The organism is Niastella koreensis GR20-10 (assembly GCF_000246855.1).
GTDB classification, from domain to species: Bacteria; Bacteroidota; Bacteroidia; order Chitinophagales; family Chitinophagaceae; genus Niastella; species Niastella koreensis.
In genome coordinates, this window is the sequence record NC_016609.1 from 519066 (window position 1) to 536760 (window position 17695).

Annotated in this window: 15 protein-coding genes; 6 read left to right on the top strand and 9 right to left on the bottom strand. The window is 44.5% G+C overall.

The genetic code is table 11. The annotated features are described in order from the left end of the window. Window positions 1-51: 51 nt before the first annotated feature. Window positions 52-588 carry a dCTP deaminase gene (gene dcd / locus NIAKO_RS02100; protein ID WP_014216740.1) on the bottom strand — a complete coding sequence of 179 codons (537 nt, stop codon included), beginning with the start codon at window positions 586-588 and terminating at the stop codon, window positions 52-54. Between the two features lie 89 nt (window positions 589-677). On the opposite strand from dcd, the gene NIAKO_RS02105 reads away from it, so the two are divergent. Beyond that, a complete protein-coding gene (locus NIAKO_RS02105; RefSeq protein ID WP_014216741.1) occupies window positions 678-1322 on the top strand; it encodes a 4'-phosphopantetheinyl transferase family protein in 645 nt (214 codons plus the stop codon). Between the two features lie 59 nt (window positions 1323-1381). On the opposite strand, the gene NIAKO_RS02110 is transcribed toward NIAKO_RS02105, so the two are convergent. Then, window positions 1382-2635, bottom strand: a complete 1254-nt coding sequence (locus NIAKO_RS02110) for a DUF2130 domain-containing protein (RefSeq protein WP_014216742.1) — start codon at window positions 2633-2635, stop codon at window positions 1382-1384. A 577-nt stretch (window positions 2636-3212) separates the two neighbouring features. Here NIAKO_RS02110 and NIAKO_RS02115 point away from each other — a divergent pair. The 3 genes from NIAKO_RS02115 to NIAKO_RS02125 all read left to right on the top strand — a co-directional run bounded on the left by NIAKO_RS02115 (window position 3213) and on the right by NIAKO_RS02125 (window position 9235). Beyond that, complete coding sequence (locus NIAKO_RS02115) at window positions 3213-4460, top strand: FecR family protein (protein WP_014216743.1); 1248 nt, start codon at window positions 3213-3215, stop codon at window positions 4458-4460. 106 nt (window positions 4461-4566) lie between these two features. Further along, window positions 4567-7839, top strand: a complete 3273-nt coding sequence (locus tag NIAKO_RS02120) for a SusC/RagA family TonB-linked outer membrane protein (protein WP_165761268.1) — start codon at window positions 4567-4569, stop codon at window positions 7837-7839. Between the two features lie 103 nt (window positions 7840-7942). Further along, window positions 7943-9235, top strand: a complete 1293-nt coding sequence (locus NIAKO_RS02125) for a RagB/SusD family nutrient uptake outer membrane protein (RefSeq protein WP_165761269.1) — start codon at window positions 7943-7945, stop codon at window positions 9233-9235. Between the two features lie 109 nt (window positions 9236-9344). Here the strand turns inward: NIAKO_RS02125 and NIAKO_RS02130 are convergent, their stop codons facing one another. Then, window positions 9345-9662, bottom strand: coding sequence for a hypothetical protein (locus NIAKO_RS02130; RefSeq protein ID WP_014216746.1), 318 nt, complete (start codon window positions 9660-9662; stop codon window positions 9345-9347). A gap of 775 nt (window positions 9663-10437) precedes the next feature. On the opposite strand from NIAKO_RS02130, the gene NIAKO_RS02135 reads away from it, so the two are divergent. Further along, window positions 10438-11007: an RNA polymerase sigma-70 factor gene (locus NIAKO_RS02135; RefSeq protein ID WP_041346222.1), complete on the top strand. Its 570-nt coding sequence runs from the start codon at window positions 10438-10440 to the stop codon at window positions 11005-11007. Between the two features lie 84 nt (window positions 11008-11091). Here NIAKO_RS02135 and NIAKO_RS02140 read toward each other — a convergent pair whose 3' ends face one another. From NIAKO_RS02140 to allB, 6 genes are read right to left on the bottom strand one after another with little or no spacing between them, the layout of a single operon-like run. After that, window positions 11092-12528 carry a DUF6986 family protein gene (locus tag NIAKO_RS02140; protein ID WP_014216748.1) on the bottom strand — a complete coding sequence of 479 codons (1437 nt, stop codon included), beginning with the start codon at window positions 12526-12528 and terminating at the stop codon, window positions 11092-11094. A gap of 15 nt (window positions 12529-12543) precedes the next feature. Continuing rightward, a complete protein-coding gene (gene uraH / locus NIAKO_RS02145; RefSeq protein WP_014216749.1) occupies window positions 12544-12882 on the bottom strand; it encodes a hydroxyisourate hydrolase in 339 nt (112 codons plus the stop codon). Between the two features lie 14 nt (window positions 12883-12896). Continuing rightward, a complete protein-coding gene (gene uraD / locus NIAKO_RS02150; RefSeq protein ID WP_014216750.1) occupies window positions 12897-13409 on the bottom strand; it encodes a 2-oxo-4-hydroxy-4-carboxy-5-ureidoimidazoline decarboxylase in 513 nt (170 codons plus the stop codon). A gap of 18 nt (window positions 13410-13427) precedes the next feature. Next, window positions 13428-14174, bottom strand: coding sequence for a (S)-ureidoglycine aminohydrolase (gene allE, locus NIAKO_RS02155; RefSeq protein ID WP_014216751.1), 747 nt, complete (start codon window positions 14172-14174; stop codon window positions 13428-13430). 1 nt (window position 14175) lies between these two features. After that, complete coding sequence (locus tag NIAKO_RS02160; RefSeq protein ID WP_014216752.1) at window positions 14176-15429, bottom strand: allantoate amidohydrolase; 1254 nt, start codon at window positions 15427-15429, stop codon at window positions 14176-14178. Next, a complete protein-coding gene (allB, locus tag NIAKO_RS02165) occupies window positions 15426-16763 on the bottom strand; it encodes an allantoinase AllB (protein ID WP_014216753.1) in 1338 nt (445 codons plus the stop codon). The genes NIAKO_RS02160 and allB overlap by 4 nt, the downstream gene beginning before the upstream one ends. An 82-nt stretch (window positions 16764-16845) precedes the next feature. Between allB and pucL the strand changes: the two genes are divergently transcribed. Then, on the top strand, window positions 16846-17691 hold the full coding sequence (gene pucL / locus NIAKO_RS02170; protein ID WP_014216754.1) for a factor-independent urate hydroxylase: 846 nt from the start codon (window positions 16846-16848) through the stop codon (window positions 17689-17691). The last annotated feature ends 4 nt before the right edge of the window (window positions 17692-17695 follow it).

Consider the following 17695-nt stretch of genomic DNA (forward strand, 5'->3'; position numbering starts at 1 on the left):
TCACGTAAGCTGTATGGCATTATCACATTATCGAATTAGCTAATTATCACATTAGAATTTATTCTTCCACATCATGCTTTCAACCGGTTTGTCGGGCTGACCGCTGTATTTGGCGTCTTTCTTTTGATTGTATTTGATCTCGATTTCCCCTTCAACCGGGAAATAGATCAGCTGGCCAATGGGCATGCCTTTGTAGATCTTCACGGGTTGTTTTACCGAAATTTCCAGGGTCCAGTTACCGCAAAAGCCCACATCACCCTTGCCGGCAGTGGCATGAATATCGATCCCCAGGCGGCCGGTAGAGCTTTTTCCTTCCAGGAAGGGCACATGGGCATGGGTTTCGGTATATTCTTCTGTTACTCCCAGGTAAAACACATGCGGGTAAAGCACAAAACCATCGTCGGGTATCTCGAAATACTCAATTTCGTTGTGTTTTTTGGCGTCCAGAATGTGTTCCCGGTAGGTAGCCAGGTATTTACCCAGGTGCACATCGTAGCTGTTACTCCCCAGGCATTCACGTTTGTAGGGTTCAATGCGGATGCTGCCTTTCTCAATTTCTTCCAGTATGCGTTTATCCGACAAGATCATGTGATGTGATTAGTTTATATTTGATAGTTGTTTAACCGACTGTATGCTGCGCTTGAAAATTGGTGCAATGTAAAATCTAAAACGCTACTGTGGCACTGTTTTATCAACATAATATTAACGAAAATACAAAATTGGGCATCTGGCGTATAGAAGAGCCGGAGGCGTTTTACCTGGAAAAAGTACCGTTGAAGAAGGGTGTATCGCACCCGTATAAACGGCTGCAACACCTTGCAGGACGCTTTTTGCTGCCCACTTTATTTACCGATTTTCCGCTGGAGGAAATACTGGTGGCCGATACCCGGAAGCCCTTCCTGGAGAGCGAACAATACCACTTTTCCATTTCGCATGGAGGCAATTTTGCCGCAGCCATCGTAAGCAGCCACAGCCGGGTGGGAGTGGATATTGAGCTGGTTTCTTCCCGAATTGTGGCCATTTCGCACAAATTCCTGCACCATAACGAAAAGGTTTTCCTGAATGCCTGGACGCACCTGCCCAAAATTCACCTGGAGCTGACCACCGTTTTATGGAGCGCCAAGGAAGCCATTTACAAATGGTATGGTCATGGAGAGCTCGATTTCAGGCAACATATGCAGTTAAATGGGCCCATCACCTTCAAGTCTGATGAAACCATTGTATTGCCCTTTGTATTTCAAAAACGGGAACCAATACCCCTTACAGTAGAAGCAAGAATATTCGACCAGCTGGCCCTGGCCTGGGTTTTGACGGAAGGGTAGAAAAGTCACCGGTTGCCAGTTTCCGGTTGCCGGTTATTTTCTTCTTCAGACCTCCGACCTTATTCGTCGAGCACCAGTGGGTCAGCATCGTCAATTAGATCTAATTGAATATTATCGTTGCCGGCAATACCTTCTATGGACCCTTTGATATGGGCTGCATTCAATAATACCTTTTCAAGTTGTTTCTGGCGCATCTTCCACAATTTTTCCATAGCCTCGCGTTCTTTCTGGATCGACAGGTTCATGGCCTGGAATCCTTCGCGGATGGCTTTCCACTGTTCGCTGAATTCGTTGCTGGTTAAATACCCATACAGCATATGCATTTTGTCGCCCTTATTCTCATGGGTTTTGGCTGCCACGAAAATTTTCAGAATGCCATCCCGCAGCACATGCACGAGAGCCAGCACATCGGTAAATGAACAGATCCAGATACCGTCGAGCTGCCCAAAAGTAGCAACCTGTTCGGGCATGGCCTGGGTAACAATAACGCCAATATCGGCACTGGTGCTGCGCATATCGGCCTTCAGTTTTTCGATCCAGTTTTTATCAAAATGTTTGGTGCGTTTGCTTTCAAAGATGATCTTCCCGCATTCCTGTCCCAGGTTGTTGCGAATGGTAAGGGTACAGTCTGCCCCGCGAATGCCTTTTCCTACCTCACTTACCAGGTCGAAGGGAAAGGCCGATTTCAGCATTTCTTCCAGGATCAGTTCCTGTACTTCACCTTGTAACTGCATGGAACCCTGTTCAGCCTTGCGTTTCATTTCCTCAGCCAGCTTCTTCTGATCGTCAAGCTGTTTTTCCAGTTCACGCAACCGTAATTGGTATTCGTTTTCGCGGGTGGCTGTTTTTTGCTCTTCCAGCTTGCGCAATTCTTCTGACAGCTTCACCCGTTCCTCCTGTAATTTTCTGTGTACAGAAAGTTCCAGTTCGGCCTCTTTATTTTTAAGCGCCTGCTCTTTTTGCAAAAACTCAATCTCTTTTTGCCGGGCTTCTACCAGTTTATTTTCCTGGTCTTTATTCGCCTGCTGCAACAGGTGCAGTTTGGTTTCAAAGTCAGATGCAATGGTTTTGCGCAGGGTTACTTCGAGCGACTGTTGCAGCAGCACCTTTTCTTCCTGCAATTTTTTTGCATACTCTGCATCTTTATGTTGAACCTGCAGGATAAGTTCCTTCTCCCTTTTGGCAAAATCATCCTCTTTCTGTTTCAGGAAAACCTGCATCTTTTCCCTCAGTTCTTTTTTAATATCTTCAGAAACAGCATCTTCAATGGCAAACTTGTGTCCACAACTCGGGCATTTTATATCTGTAGCCATGTACGAATTTTGCGCAATTTAAGAAAAAGGTAAGTTGTTCGCGGGGAATGGCGGCCAGGAGGTAGTAAAATATAGCTGCAGGATTCAAATTGTAAGTAGCACACAATCATAAATGTTGGGTAGTGATTGCAGATACGGTAACAACAAATCGTAAACCGGTACAGGTTTACCTTTACCCATCCTTCATATTTTTTTTCGCTGATCCATAATTTTACTACTTTCGTATACCTGCACACTTGATCTCCGTGCAGCGACCCAACCAAGCGAAACAGAGATTGCCAATTGTTATTTTGTCCCATCAAGATCGATGCAATCTACCTTGTCCTGAAATATGTATTTTAAGTCCTTACAACACCGTACATATGTTTACTTGAGGTGCTGGCTTATAATACCACTGGTATAAACTTCAGATAATATTTCAAAAGGTGGCTTTGTTTACAGATCAGGCAGCTTAAACATGAAGGTTAGTTTCCCGATTTTACCAATGGATGTACCCCGGAGATAAATTTGTAATTGAGCCTGTGGCAATGGGTTATATCTAACGGTTAATCATATTTGTTTATTAAACCCTTCGTAGTTGGCTAGCCATAAACATATTGCTGACCTTATTGGCAAACACCGGAGCAGTAGTTTGAACGAGCACGAAAGGCAGGAGCTGCAAGCGTGGATAGATCTGTGTGAAGAGAACCGGATGTTATTTGAACGTATAAAGAGCCAGGGCTTTGTCTCTGATATCCTGCTTGAATTATATAGCACAGGTATAAACGAAGAAGGGGCAACAATCAGGTTGATGTTCCCGCACCAAAGACAGCAACCTTTTGTTAGGGCCCTTCAAATGGTGGCCATTATTATGGGCCTGTTGCTTACCGGCATAGCCGTATATTCACTCCTGCACCGAAACCGAGAAAATAAAACCATCGTTGTTGACAACCATTTAAAAGATGGATTGAACGATAGCCTGGCGCCCGATGTGCACCGGGTTACATTAAAACTGGCTAATGGTCGTATCGTATACCTTGATAGCAGTGTAAATGGTCACATTGCATTGCAATACAGATCAGTTATATATAAGCGAGGGGATGTGGTGCGGTATGAGTGGTCAACCGGGGATGCTCATCCTGAATTGGAGTATAACACTGTCACCACTCCACGGGCAAGAAAGTTTGAGTTGGAATTGCCCGATGGCAGCAAAGCCTGGTTAAATGCTTCCTCAAGCATAACCTTTCCCACGGCGTTTATTGACAAAAAACGCGTGGTGCAAATAACCGGGGAGGTGTATTTTGAAGTGAGCCGCCATGCGATGGTGTTAGGGGCTGAAGTAGAAAGAAAGCCGTTTGTTGTAGAGGTTAACCCCCTTCCAGGAAAAGGAGTGGGAGCGGTTATTGAAGTAATGGGAACCCATTTTAATGTGAATGCATATGGTGATGAGCCCGTTATAAAAACTACATTATTGGAAGGAAGCGTGAAAGTGAGCAACCAGTATCCTCAATCCCGCGTAGCTATGCAGTCGGCTACATTAACACCGGGACAGCAGGCGAAGATAAGCGGCGATGGACAAATGGAAGTAGAAGCGTATACAGATATCCAGGATGTAATAGCCTGGCATAAAGATCTTTTCATATTCAATGATCTTGATATAAAACTGCTGATGCAACAGCTTGCCCGGCAGTATGATTATGAAGTAGTATTTAAAGAACCAGTTTCCGGACATTATACTTTATCCGTTATGAGACAAATGTCGATCAATCAAATTTTGGAGGCGCTTGAGTTTGCAGGTGGGGTACATTTTAAACTGGAGGGACGAACCATTGTCGTTTCTCAATAGTGTACGAAGAGTCTTTCGGTTAAATGTATATAGACCGGTAGGGGCCGGTTCTACTATAAGTTATCACAGTGTAATGTTAGCGTATGCTAATCACAAGTTTAAAGACATGACAAGAATTTGTTTAATGTTTTGTTTAGTGGTGTGTCTGCCAACGATTGCCCATGCTCAGTATACCATATCCGTGGATAATGTTCCACTCAAGAAAGTAATAAAGGAGCTTGAAAAGGATGGTAAGTTCTTTTTTGCTTACAGGACTGATCTGCTCAAGGGCTCCGAGCGGGTTTCGGTGCATGTGCGGGATGGTACTGCTGAAGAGGTGCTTGAGCAGGCATTGCGGGGATTGGGATTACGGTACATGATCGCTGGTAAAATAGTTACTGTAGGGATTGATTCTTCTGCTGCCCGGTTTCAAAAACCTAAAGGGTGGACAATCGAAGGCATTGTGCTCAGTGAAGCCGGTGAACCATTGGGAAAAGTAACCGTACAGGAGAGCGGTACACAAACTGGTACTACTTCCAATAACGATGGACAATTTAATATTAACCTGAAGCCCAATGCCCTTTTAACTTTTAGTAGTGTGGGGTACGACTCAGTTCAAAAAATAATAAACGATCAATCCTTTCTTACCATCCGGTTAAAACCCAGGATAAAAGACCTGGATGAAACGCTTATTACCGGGTATGGTAAAACTTCAAAACGGTATAATACCGGCTCCATCTTTAAAGTAAACGCGGTTGATCTTGCCCGCCAGCCGGTTGCTGATCCGCTGGCAGCACTGGAGGGCCGCGTGCCCGGGTTGCTTATCACTCAAAGCAACGGGTTGCCTGGCGCTTCCTACAAAGTTCAATTACGCGGACAAAGCTCCATTGGTATCAAGCCTGGTCAATTACCATCCAACGATCCATTATTTATTATCGATGGGGTTCCCTATGCGCCAAATAATAGCTTGTTGCTAGGGGTAACTTCCGGTTCAGCACTGGGTGAAAATGGAAGAAGCCCGCTTTCGTTTATTAATCTCAGCGATATTGACAATATTGAAATTTTGAAAGATGCCGACGCTACGGCTATTTACGGTAGCCGGGGCTCCAATGGGGTAATACTTATCAGTACTAAAAGAGGAATTGCTGGTAAGCCATCTTTTACGGTTAATATCAATAATGGTTATAGCCGGATTACCCGCTATCCTGATATGTTGAATACCTCGCAGTATGTGCAGATGCGAAAAGAGGCACTGGGTAACGATAGTTTGCCGGTAAACAAAAATAATGCTCCAGACCTGGTGGTATGGGATACGGCCCGGTATACCGATTTTAAGAAGATGCTGATCGGCGGTCAGGCAGTTACCAGCAATGTTCAACTTTCTGTTACCGGTGGTTCAAAGCGGTTGCAATATTTAGTGGGAACGGCTTATCACCGGGAAACGACTGTATTCCCGGGTGACCTTAATAATCAACGATTCTCAGGCCATGTTAATCTTCATTATCAGAACCGGGATTCAAATTTGAATGTTTCGTTGTCGGTAATGGCATTAAATGATAGAAATAAATCAATATTCAGTGACCTTACCAACTATGTAAATCTGGCGCCCAATACTCCTGTTTTGTATGATTCTGTGGGTAAGTTAAACTGGATCCAGGGAGATCAGCCATTCGTAAATCCATTATCGTATCTGCTTAAGACTTACGAATCAAAGACCAATAATGTATTAGGCAACCTGGATATTAACTACCGCATTGTAAAGAACCTGGTTTTTAAAACAAGCCTTGGGTATAACCGGCTTGGTTTAGATGAGATCAGCGTACAACCTGGCAGTAGCATAAGTCCCATTTCAGTCCCCAATGCCCGGGGCAATTCCTATTTTGGAAAAATAGTATATAACAGCTGGATTGCAGAACCACAATTGGAATACAGCAAATATGTAGGCATAGGAAAGATCTCGGCGTTGTTGGGCTCTACCATGCAGGTGCAAAAATATTCTGTGAAAAAGATTGATGCCTTTAATTTTCCGGACGATACACAATTGCGGAATGTAAGTGCCGCGGACTCTATAATTCCAACCGATACTAAGACTGAATACCGGTATGGCGGCGTATTTGCCCGCTTAAATGGCATTCTTTCAGACAGGTACCTGATAAATCTTACTGGGCGTTCGGATGGCAGTAGCCGGTTTGGGCCGGGTAAACAGGTGGGTAACTTTTGGTCTGCCGGCCTGGGTTGGTTGTTTTCAAACGAGCCTTTTATAAAGAATAATGTTCCGTTTATCAGTTTTGGTAAATTGCGTTCAAGCTATGGGGTTACCGGCAATGACCAGATCGGTGATTACAAATACCTGGATAAATGGCAGGATATACCCGGTGGTGGTTCTTATTTGGGGAGCAGAGGGATCAATCCGGTGCAGTTGGCAGATAGTAATTACAGCTGGGAAGTAAACCGCAAACTGGAAGCTGCGTTGGAGCTGGGCTTGTTCAAAGATAAATTGATGTTCTCCCTGGCTTATTACCGGAACCGTACCGGCAATCAATTGATTGCCTACAGCCTGCCTGGAATAACCGGTTTTCCCAACTATGCAGCTAAGAATTCCCCGGCGGTTGTGCAAAATACCGGTTGGGAAATACAGTTGCAGGCAAAGAGCCCAATTAATAAACAATGGCAATGGTATGGTAGTGTGTTGTTGACAGTCCCTCGCAATAAATTGATTGCATTTCCCAACCTGAAAAATTCAACTTATAAAAACTCGCTGGTTATTGGACAGTCACTATCTGTATTCCAGGGCTTTTCCTATACAGGCGTTAATAAGGCAACGGGGTTATATGATTTTAAAGACCAGGATGGTGATGGCCATCTCAAATACCCCGAGGATTACCGGATCCTGGGCAACTTTGATCCTGTTTGGTTTGGTTCCATCCATAACAACCTGCAGTATAAGGGCTGGCAACTGGATATATTTTTAGAGCTCAGGAAACAGCGGGCTTATGGCAATTTGTATTATATGTATTTCGGGGATAATAGCCCTGGTAAAATGTCAACAAATCTATCCACTCTTTCTTTAAACCGGTGGCAGTTGAATCCTGATAATGCCACCCTACAAAAATTGACTACCGGCGCCAATGATGAGATCAATAATGCAATCAACAATTTCATGCAATCAGATGGTATTGTTGACAATGCTTTCTATTGCCGGGTTAGAAATATTGAATTATCCTGGCGGCTCCCGGGGCAATGGTTAAAGAGTGTATCCTTGAAGAATTGCCGGGTATACCTGCAGGCGCAAAACCTGTTTACCATTACTCCGTATAAGGGAACAGACCCTGAAACCCTTAACCCGCTTACTTTACCGCCGTTACGCACTATGGCAGCAGGGATTGAATTAAGTTTTTAAAAAATTAAGTATGAATTGGATGTGGTTGAATCGTTGTACATTTTTTTGTTTAATTAGTATAACGTGTATACTAAGTATAACCGGATGTAAAAAACTGGTGCATGTGGATGAACCAGGTGATTCATTAACTATGTCTACTGTTTTTTCAAACGATTCCCTGGCCCAGGCGGCAGTAGCAGGATTGTACGTAAAAATCATGAGCTCTCCCAAGCTCTTTTTAAATGGCGGGATGAGTTTATATCCAGCCCTTTCTGCCGATGAACTGCAACGCGCTAACCTCCCGAATTTTGAAGACCAGTTTTTTAATAATTCAATTAGCCCAACAAATACGTTGTTAAATACCAATCTGTGGAAGGCCGCTTATACCTACATCTACCAATGTAATATCTGTATGGAGGGGTTGCAAAAATCTACTGGTGTTAGTGCTGCATTAAAAAAACAATTGTTGGGAGAAGTGCAATTTGTACGGGCCTTGTGCTATCATTACCTGGTAAATTTATTTGGCGATGTGCCGCTGGCATTAGGTACAAATGCCGATGTAAATGCCATGTTATCGCGGGCCCCTGTTGATCAGGTCTATCAGCAAATAGTGGCTGATCTTACAAATGCCAGTGAAGAATTACCGGACTATTACAACTTGCACACCAGACCCACAAAATATGCTGCCCAGGCCTTATTAGCCCGGGTGTATTTATATACCCGGCAATGGGGTAAAGCCGCTGAGATAGCTTCGATCGTTATCAATTCAAGCCGGTTTTGGTTGGAACCGGAACTGAATAATGTGTTCACGGCTGGCAGTAACGAAATCATCTTTCAATGGGTTCCTGTGGGAGACAGAATGAATTCAGCGGAAGGGTTTATTTTTGTGCCTGTGAATCAGAAACTCAATTATTGGTTGAGTAAAGATTTATTAGATGTTTTTGAATCAGGAGATCTGCGTCGATTAAAATGGGTGAATCCAGTTACAATAGGTACGACTACTTATTATTATCCCTATAAATACAAAGTAATTACTTCTCCGCCTCCTATTCACGAATATAATGTGGTGTTGCGGCTGGCCGAACAATACCTGATACGTGCTGAAGCCTACGCGCAATTAAATAGAGTTGATAGTGCGGTGAATGATTTAAACGCCATCCGTAGCCGGGCGGAATTGCCGGTGTTCTCTACTACAATCAGCGCTGATGAGTGTTTGGTTAGAATAGAGCAGGAACGGCGGATAGAATTGTTTGCAGAATGGGGGCATCGCTGGTTTGATCTTAAACGAACCAACCGGGCTAATGCTGTGCTGAATTCAAAGGGGAGTAGTTGGAGCACAGACGACCAATTATATCCAATACCTGCATCCGAATTGCTTCTCGCTCCTAATCTTGGGCAGAATCCAGGTTATGAGTAAAATAAATGTAATGATGCAGCAATAAAAAAGGCGTATCATGTAGCATTGGCATACGTTTCTAATTGCGGTTATGCACAACTGATACCTGATACGCTGAACAGCCTAAGATTTAAGGGTGTGAATAAAGTACTTTGTCTGGAGTTCCGGTGTTGGGAGAAGGGATACCATTGACAATAGTTACATTACCAGGTGCCCAACCTTTTTCCACTAAGGTTTTTGGGTTTGAGGTGCTTTCATCCAGGCCGGTGAGTGCTTCTTCATTGGCAATCGTGTTTTGCCTGCCGAGCCAGGTGGTGGAGGGATCAAACCAATAATAACTGATTTGCTTAATCGCTGATTTGGATTTAAAATTAGGTGTTACGGCTGATAGGGCTGTTAGCATAATCACAAATGCCAACAGGAACAGGGGTACCTTCGTTTGTTTCATAATGTTGGCTGCTTTTGTCATTCAAAAAGCAGTAAAAACTTTGAGTGTATAGAATGATGATTGTACGCAAACACAAAGGGGCATAAGTCTCCTGTTCCGGTGTTGGCACCAGAAAAACAAAGGGGGACTGTAACGCAATCGGAGGATTTTATTAGGGCCCGGAAACGGTTAAATGGTAAGACAGGTAATAAGACAGGTAAAACAGTAACGCTTTCTTGTAAAGGTTATAGAGAGGTGACAATAGGTAAGTAAGGAAATAAGGAAAAAAGGAAAAAAGGGAATAAGGATAGAAGTAAGGAAATGGAAATGGTAGAGGCAAAAACGGGAAGTCACTTTCAATTCCCTCGCTAAGATAGGGGAAAGAAAATATAATTTATAAAAATATTTCTATATTAGTTAGTTGATGATAAAGTGAATCATATAGCCTGGTAAAAATTATAATGTTTACTGTTTGTGTTTTCATTTGCTGCCCGTACTAATTGAATTCCACTATTATAACTCGCTTTCGATTATTTAAAATACATCACTGCCGCATTTCTCCCCGTTAATTCATTCTCCATCAGTACAAATGGGTTTAATATATAAATAGTTGTAGGTGCAACTATTAAGGCAAAATTATTTTTAAGGCCTTTAGTAAAATGAGGCCTTATTGGTGTTTTTATATATAGAGACCATATGGGAAAACCTGTATCTCCTTCCACATATCCGCTGTACAAATGGTACCATTAAAAGAAAGCAGTAAAAATGTTTGCGACATTTCAAAAACTACATGAACATGAGGAATACAGACAATTTAGCGAATGAGAATAGTAAGCGCCTTAAACAACAACAGGTTCCTGAATTCGAGAAAGTGTTTCATTTGTTCCATCCAGCTCTTGTTTTTTTTGCCCGCCGTTTGGTTAACGACGCTGCCATTGCCCAGGATATTGTAACCGATGTATTTGTAAAACTCTGGCAAAAGAAAGGTGATTTTGATACGGTGTACTCGGCGAAAGCTTTTCTGTACATCAGCACCCGAAATGCCTGTCTTAACCATAACCACAAGGTGCATTACCAATCGCGTATCAGGGAAAACATTCGTCAACAATCGACTGAGGTTGAGGTAAACGAGATGAATGAGGCCATCCATACCGAGGTAGTACGCCAGGTTTACAATATCATGGGTGGTTTGCCGGAAAAATGCAAAGAGGTGATGCTGCTGAGTTATACCAAGGGGCTCGATTGCCATGAAATTGCCCGTCGTATGCAGCTTTCAGTACATACCGTGCGCAATCAGAAAAACAGGGGCGTGCATTTAGTCAGGAACAGGTTCGTATTCCGGGAAGAGATGGTGCCTATTTTGTAATTGAGCAAAACATTAAAAGCCGAACACCCAACGCATACCTGCTCTGGTATGCGATGGATGTTCGGCTTTATCTTTTATTAACTCTTAGCGTTTTGTATTTCTTCTTCCTTCCAGGATGCGGTAAAACGACCGGCTGCGGATTTCCTCAATGGTAAGCCCGGTAGCAGTTGCTTCGGCTTCGGTAATAGCACCGCAGTTCATAGCCTTTAAAAAGAAGTTCAACAATCCCTGGCCGGTGGCCGCATCGTCGAAGATGTCTTTGGTAAGCGTGGAGATGGCGGCCCGCTCAACAAATGTTTTTAACCGGAACACAGCATCTTCATAACTGTTCAAAAAGAAATTGTAAGTAGCTGCATATCGCATCGGCAATTGGGCGGGGTTCAGGTCCCAACCCTGGTAAAAGCCATTGATAAGGGAATGCATGGTATGATGGAAGCCGGTTCGCCATGCATGGTGCACAGACTCCCGGTTTTCTGCCATCTGTTCAAACGTGAGTGTGTCGCCACGGTGCGGGCCAATGGGCATTACATTGGTAGCCCCATCAGATAAAAAGATGCCTGTACCCGCCAGTGCCACCTTGGTCATGTGGTGGGCAAAATCGCAAACCGGGTGCGCCATAGTCTGGTATTTTGCCGTTATTCCACAGGAAGCGGTATAATCATAAGTTCCGAAATGTGCCGCTATACACCGCCCCTCACTGGCTTTTATGATTCGTAACAAAGGATTGCGTCCTTCATCATCCATAATGATCTGCGTGGCTTCCACCATGGTTTCCATTTTGAGGGAACCCGGTGTTAATTGATGTGTTTTTTCAAACAGTTCAAACAAACGCACCAGGGTTACTACCTGTTCGGGAATGGTTACTTTGGGCAGCATCACCACAAAGTTGTCGGGTAAAACGCCATGTGTTTGTTCAAGCAGGGTAGAAAGAAAGATGTCAAGTGTACGAATGCCTCGTTGTTTCAGGTCTTCGGTGAATGGTTTTATGCGAATGCCGATAAAAGGCGATGTGGTCTTATTTTTCATCCCGGTGGCCAGTTCCTGAGCTGCCTGTACCGCAGTAACGTCTTCTTCCGCATCTGGCCGGTTGCCAAAACCATCTTCAAAATCTATTCTGAAATCCTCTACCGCTTCTGTTTGTAGTTTTTGAATGATCTTGTTATATACGGTGTAGGAGAGCCAGGCTGCTTCCTGTTTCCTGTCTCCTTCGGGCATTTTATTCAGCTTATTGGTAAGCGCTTCAATCTCGTTTTGATGCCGGGGCAACTGTTCATAGCCGGATAATTGCAACACATTCGCCAGTACTACAAAATTGGGCGCATAGGTTTGCAGATTCTTTAATGCTATTTCTCCCATTTTAACACAGGTGTCTGCCTTAAATAAATTGGCGCCACCATAAACGGTATGTACTGGTTGACGGTCGGGTTTATCACCCGGGTATGTTTGCTGGAACTGGAGATTGGCGGTTTGTAACTGATCTAACAGCGCCTGTTTCTCTTTTTCCGGTATGGAGAATTTCATATTGATTTATAAGTTTTAAGATCCGCGATAGGTAGAATAACCAAATGGGTTTAAAAGCAGGGGCACATGATAGTGTGAGGCGTCGGCAATGGAAAAGACCACTTCTACAAATGGATAGAAAGAAGAGATCATTTGCTGTTTATAATATTCCTCCGTTTCAAATTTGAGTTTGTATTGCCCGGCAGGTAATATTTCTTCTTTGGGCAGCCAGTCGGTGATGCGGCCATCGCGGTTGGTTATACCGCGCACGATTTCTTTCCAGTCATCGTTTTGCTGCTGGTATAAAACGATCAGCACACCGCCTGCGGGTTGGCCCAGGGAAGTATCCAGGATATGTGTGGTTAACTGGCTCATGGTTCATTATTTATTTATTCGGTGATGCCAAATAGTTTCTCCAGCCTCAAGTTGGTAATTTTAAGCTGTTCTTCCATGGCAATTTGGATCTCCACTTCGGGGTTATTATACAATCGTTGTTGTAATAACTGCAGCATTTCATCGGCCGATTTACCGGTAGCACAAACGATGAAAATATAACCAAACCGTTGTTCGTATGCCTGGTTCCCGGCTGCCAGTTGTTGCAGGGTTTGTTCGGAAGCTTCCTTTACCGATGCCTGCTCACCTTCGGTCCACTGGGCGGTGGCCGCAAACTTTTGTTTCAATGATGCTACATCGCCAATTTTTGGATGCTGTGAAAATGCCTCCTTCCAATCAGGCTCATGGCAGAGATACCATTGCTCCTCGGCTATTCCCAACAGATCAACCAGGTCCTCAGCCGGCAAGGCGGTGAGCATATTGTTTACCCAGGTGTTACTTCCGCAGCAGGAATACAGCAGTGTTCTCTTTTCTGTTATATCGAGGTGATCGAATTCGGCGATGGTCATAGACAATGATTTTGGTGGTTATATTACCGTAGGGAACCTGTTTACATTCTTGTAGTAAATGTATACTGCCGGTTCTTTGCCCATTGCCGTGAACCATTGCTGGCAGTAGGGCGCCATCCAGATGGAATCTCCTTTTTTTATCGGGTACCATTGATGATCGAGCATATATACACCCTGTCCCTGCAAATACAGCAAACCATGTTCCATGATGTGTGTTTCTACAAAAGGCAAATGTCCGCCGGGATCATACGTGAAAATATTCACGGCCATATCAAAAGACAGGTTATCTGGCAACAGTACCTGTAACCGTAATGCAGGATCATTCAGATAGGTAGGGCCTGGAACGGTGGCCGCATCGCCGAAAATGGTTGTTGGCGCCGGTGCCTCCTGCAAAGGCTCATACACTTTATGAAAGGTGAGGAGTTTGGCGCCGGCAGTCGCTTCATCAAATACATACTCCTTTTGAATAGGAATATATACAAACTGCCCGGGTGTTAATACTTTTGTTTCTCCGCTTACAGCAGCCTTGCAACTGCCTTCGATCATATAAAAGAAGATCTGCGATTGATTCGTGCTTCCGGTGAGGGCGCCTTCTTTCTGCATAGTGATCAACGTTTGGCAAAGCCGGGCGCCCATTTGTTCATTGATGATTACATTAACAGTGCAGTTCGTCCAGCCGGGCACGTTGCTGTTTACATAGCCATCGGGACAAATAACTGCATGGTTTTGTTTTACGACCGATCTTGTTAGCGCTGATATTTCCATATTAACCGCGGTTATGTTTTTGAATGAGAGATTGTATAAATGCAGCCGACACCTGAACGGCCGCTGCCAGGTCTTTTAATTCAACATTTTCAAGTGGATTATGGCTTATGCCTTTAAAGCAACGTACGAACAGCATAGCTACCGGCGCCACCGGCGCTATGGCTACCGCATCATGGCCTGCGCCGCTCACCAGCTTTATCACTTCATAACCTGATTGCTGAACCGCCTGGCTCAGTAAATAGTTCAGGGACGCATTACAGGTAATGGAAGGACTTTCCTGTACGGGATGCCACAGGAATTCAATATGACGTTGCTGGCAAATGGCCGATCCCAACTGCTCCAGGTGCCTAAAACAGGAATTCAATATTTGCTGATTGGCGCAACGCAGATCGAGGGTGCATTGCACTTCACCGGGTATTACATTACTGGCCGCGTGCGGAATTTGCAAGGTGCCAACTGTTGCTACCACAGGTTGTAAATGGCTGGCGGCAAAACGTTCCACTTCCAGGATAAACTCGGCAGCCGCACATAAGGCATCGTTGCGCATATGCATGGGAACGGTGCCCGCATGTCCTGCCTCGCCTTTAAAAGTGAGGGCAATTCGCTTCTGTCCTGCAATAGCGGTAACAATACCAACCGGAATATCTTTTTCAAACAGCACCGGGCCCTGTTCTATATGAACTTCATAATAACCCAGCAGGTTGTTGGCGGGGATAGCGTCCTGTGCTAATATGCCGGGATCGCCTCCCATACCCTGGATTACTTCCTGCAAGGTAGCGCCGGCCGCATCCTGTTGCATTAGCAGGTTATTGTCAAAATTCCCTGCTACTACTTTGCTGCCTAAATAAGTGGTATGAAAGCGACAACCTTCTTCATCGCAAAAGGCGATAAGCTCAATGTGAAAGGGCAGGGGTGTGCGTTGCTGTATTAATTGTTCCAGCAGACTTAGACCAAGAAGAACACCCAGAGGGCCATCGAATTTACCGGCGTTTATTACCGTATCGATATGCGACGCAATTACCAGTGTTTTGGCATCGGGCGACTTTGCTGGCAACCGGCCTCTTACGTTGCCAATATTATCAATGTGGGTTTGAAGGCCTGCTTTCTGCATCCAGTGGGCAACAAGGGTTCTTCCTTTAATAAAAGCTTCTGTACCGAAGGTGCGGGTGATAACGCCTGGTTCTTCACTGATGGAAGCCAGTTCATTGATCCGTTCTAAAATGGTGTTTGCCAGTTGTAGGTTATCGGGGGTCAAGATGTAATGATTTTTCCTTTGTTCAGAACAGGAAACCGTCCCTGCTCAAAAATTAATTGTCCGGCCAGCCAGGTTTGTTCAACCACTCCATACAAGTCCTGCTTTATGTAGGGAGTGATTTTATGTTTATGATGTAATGCTTCAGCCGTAACCTTGAACGATTTATCCGGGTCCCAAACTACAAAGTCTGCATTGAATCCTTTTGCGATCCGGCCCTTGCTTTTTTGCAGACCCGGTAAGATGGCTGGTTTTTCACAAAGCCATTTTGCTATCTCAGCCACTGGTATCTTCCGTTTGCGGGCGGCCGTCCAAAGTACAGGCAATGCCAACTGCAACGAAGCAATACCGCCCCAGGCTTTTATTAAATTGCCGGAACTGATTTCCTTCAAAGCAGGCGGCGCCGGAGAATGGTCGGTTGCCACAAAATCTATAATTCCTTCCTGCAAAGCCTGCCATAGTTGTTCGTTGTTCTCCTTTTCCCGAATGGGTGGCGCGCATTTGTAAGCGGTTTGTGCATCCGGTATTTCTTCTGCATTAAAGTACAAATAATGCTGGGCCGTTTCAACCGTAATGGGCAGGCCTTTTTGCCGGGCCTGTTTTATCTGTTCGATGGAACTGGCCGATGACAGGTGTACGATATGTACCCGGCATTGATACTGTTCACAAAGCCTTATCATCAAAGCAATGGCATCATCTTCCCATTGTTTGGGGCGGGATGATAGATAGTTTTTATAGGATTGTACATCGGCTGCCGGTGGCGGTTGTACGTTGGTTGTTAGTTCACAATGAACAAGCAGTGGTAATTGGCGCCTGGCAATAACGGGCATAGCCTGGTGCAGATCCTGTTCGGTAACATTGGGAAATTCATCGATGCCTGAATGGGTTAGAAATGCTTTAAACCCTGGCACACCCTTGTTGATCAGTTTTTCGATTTCCGGTCCATTACCAGGAACGATTCCTCCCCAGAAACCACAGTTCACATGTAATTTCCCTTCAGTGGCGGCCAGTTTTTTGTCAAGAGCATCGGCAGTAGTAGTAACGGGTGATGCATTCAACGGCATCTCTACCATCGTGGTAATGCCCCCGGCTGCTGCCGAAAGGGTAGCGGTATTAAACCCTTCCCAATCGGTTCGGCCCGGTTCATTGATGTGTACATGCGGATCAATGATCCCCGGCATCAGCACGTTTTCGCCAATATCGATCTCCCTTTGGCTAACCTGCCCCGTGAGAGCTGGCACTATATCGACAATAACGCCATTGCTGACCAAAACCGTTCCTTCCCGCATTCCTTCGGGCGTACAAATGTTTCTACAACTGATAGCAAGGTCGAACATGGCGGAATATTTAAAAGTCCTTCACTAAAAATAGACAATTAATTGTTTATATTGAGGATACATTCCATCAAAATGTGCTGCTATGTCAATTAAACTGGGTAAGAACACCTATGGTAAAAATGCTGTAAACCTATCAAAGATCATTCGCCATCCCGATTACCATGAATTCAGGCAGATCTCAGTGAATGTGATACTGGAAGGTGATTTTGAAACTGCCCACACCATTGGCGATAATTCAAAACTATTGCCTACTGATACCCAAAAAAATACGGTGTATGCGTTGGCGAAGGAACACTTTGTTTCTTCCATCGAGGCTTTTGGATTGTACCTGGCTAATTATTTTGCCAGCAATAATCCCCAGGTTTCCCAGGTACGAATTGAATTGACGGAGCACAGCTGGGCGAGGATGCGTTTTAATGGAACCGTACATCCGCATGCTTACTGCAGCGGAGGAAACGAGAAACATACTGCTACCGTTGTGCAAAATAAAAATGGCATTGAGGTAACAGCCGGCATCACCGGCCTGCTGATCTTAAAAACAACCGATTCAGGTTTTGAGAATTATATTAAGGATCAATACACCACGCTGAAGGAAACCAGTGACCGCATCTTTGCCACGGAATGCGAAGTAAGCTGGGTGTATAATTCTTCCAATATCCTGTTTGTGGAATTGTTCAACGGGATACGAACTACGTTATTACAAACCTTTGCCGATCACCAGAGCCTTTCTGTACAGCACACTTTGTATGCCATGGGCGAGGCGGTGTTGGAAAAGTTTGCAGCGGTTAATGAGATTACCCTGAAGATGCCAAACAAGCACCACATCTTATACAATCTTGAACAATTTGGAATGGATAATAAGAACGAAGTGTTTATTGCTACCGATGAACCGTATGGGTATATAACAGGTACGGTGGTGCGGGAATAGCAGG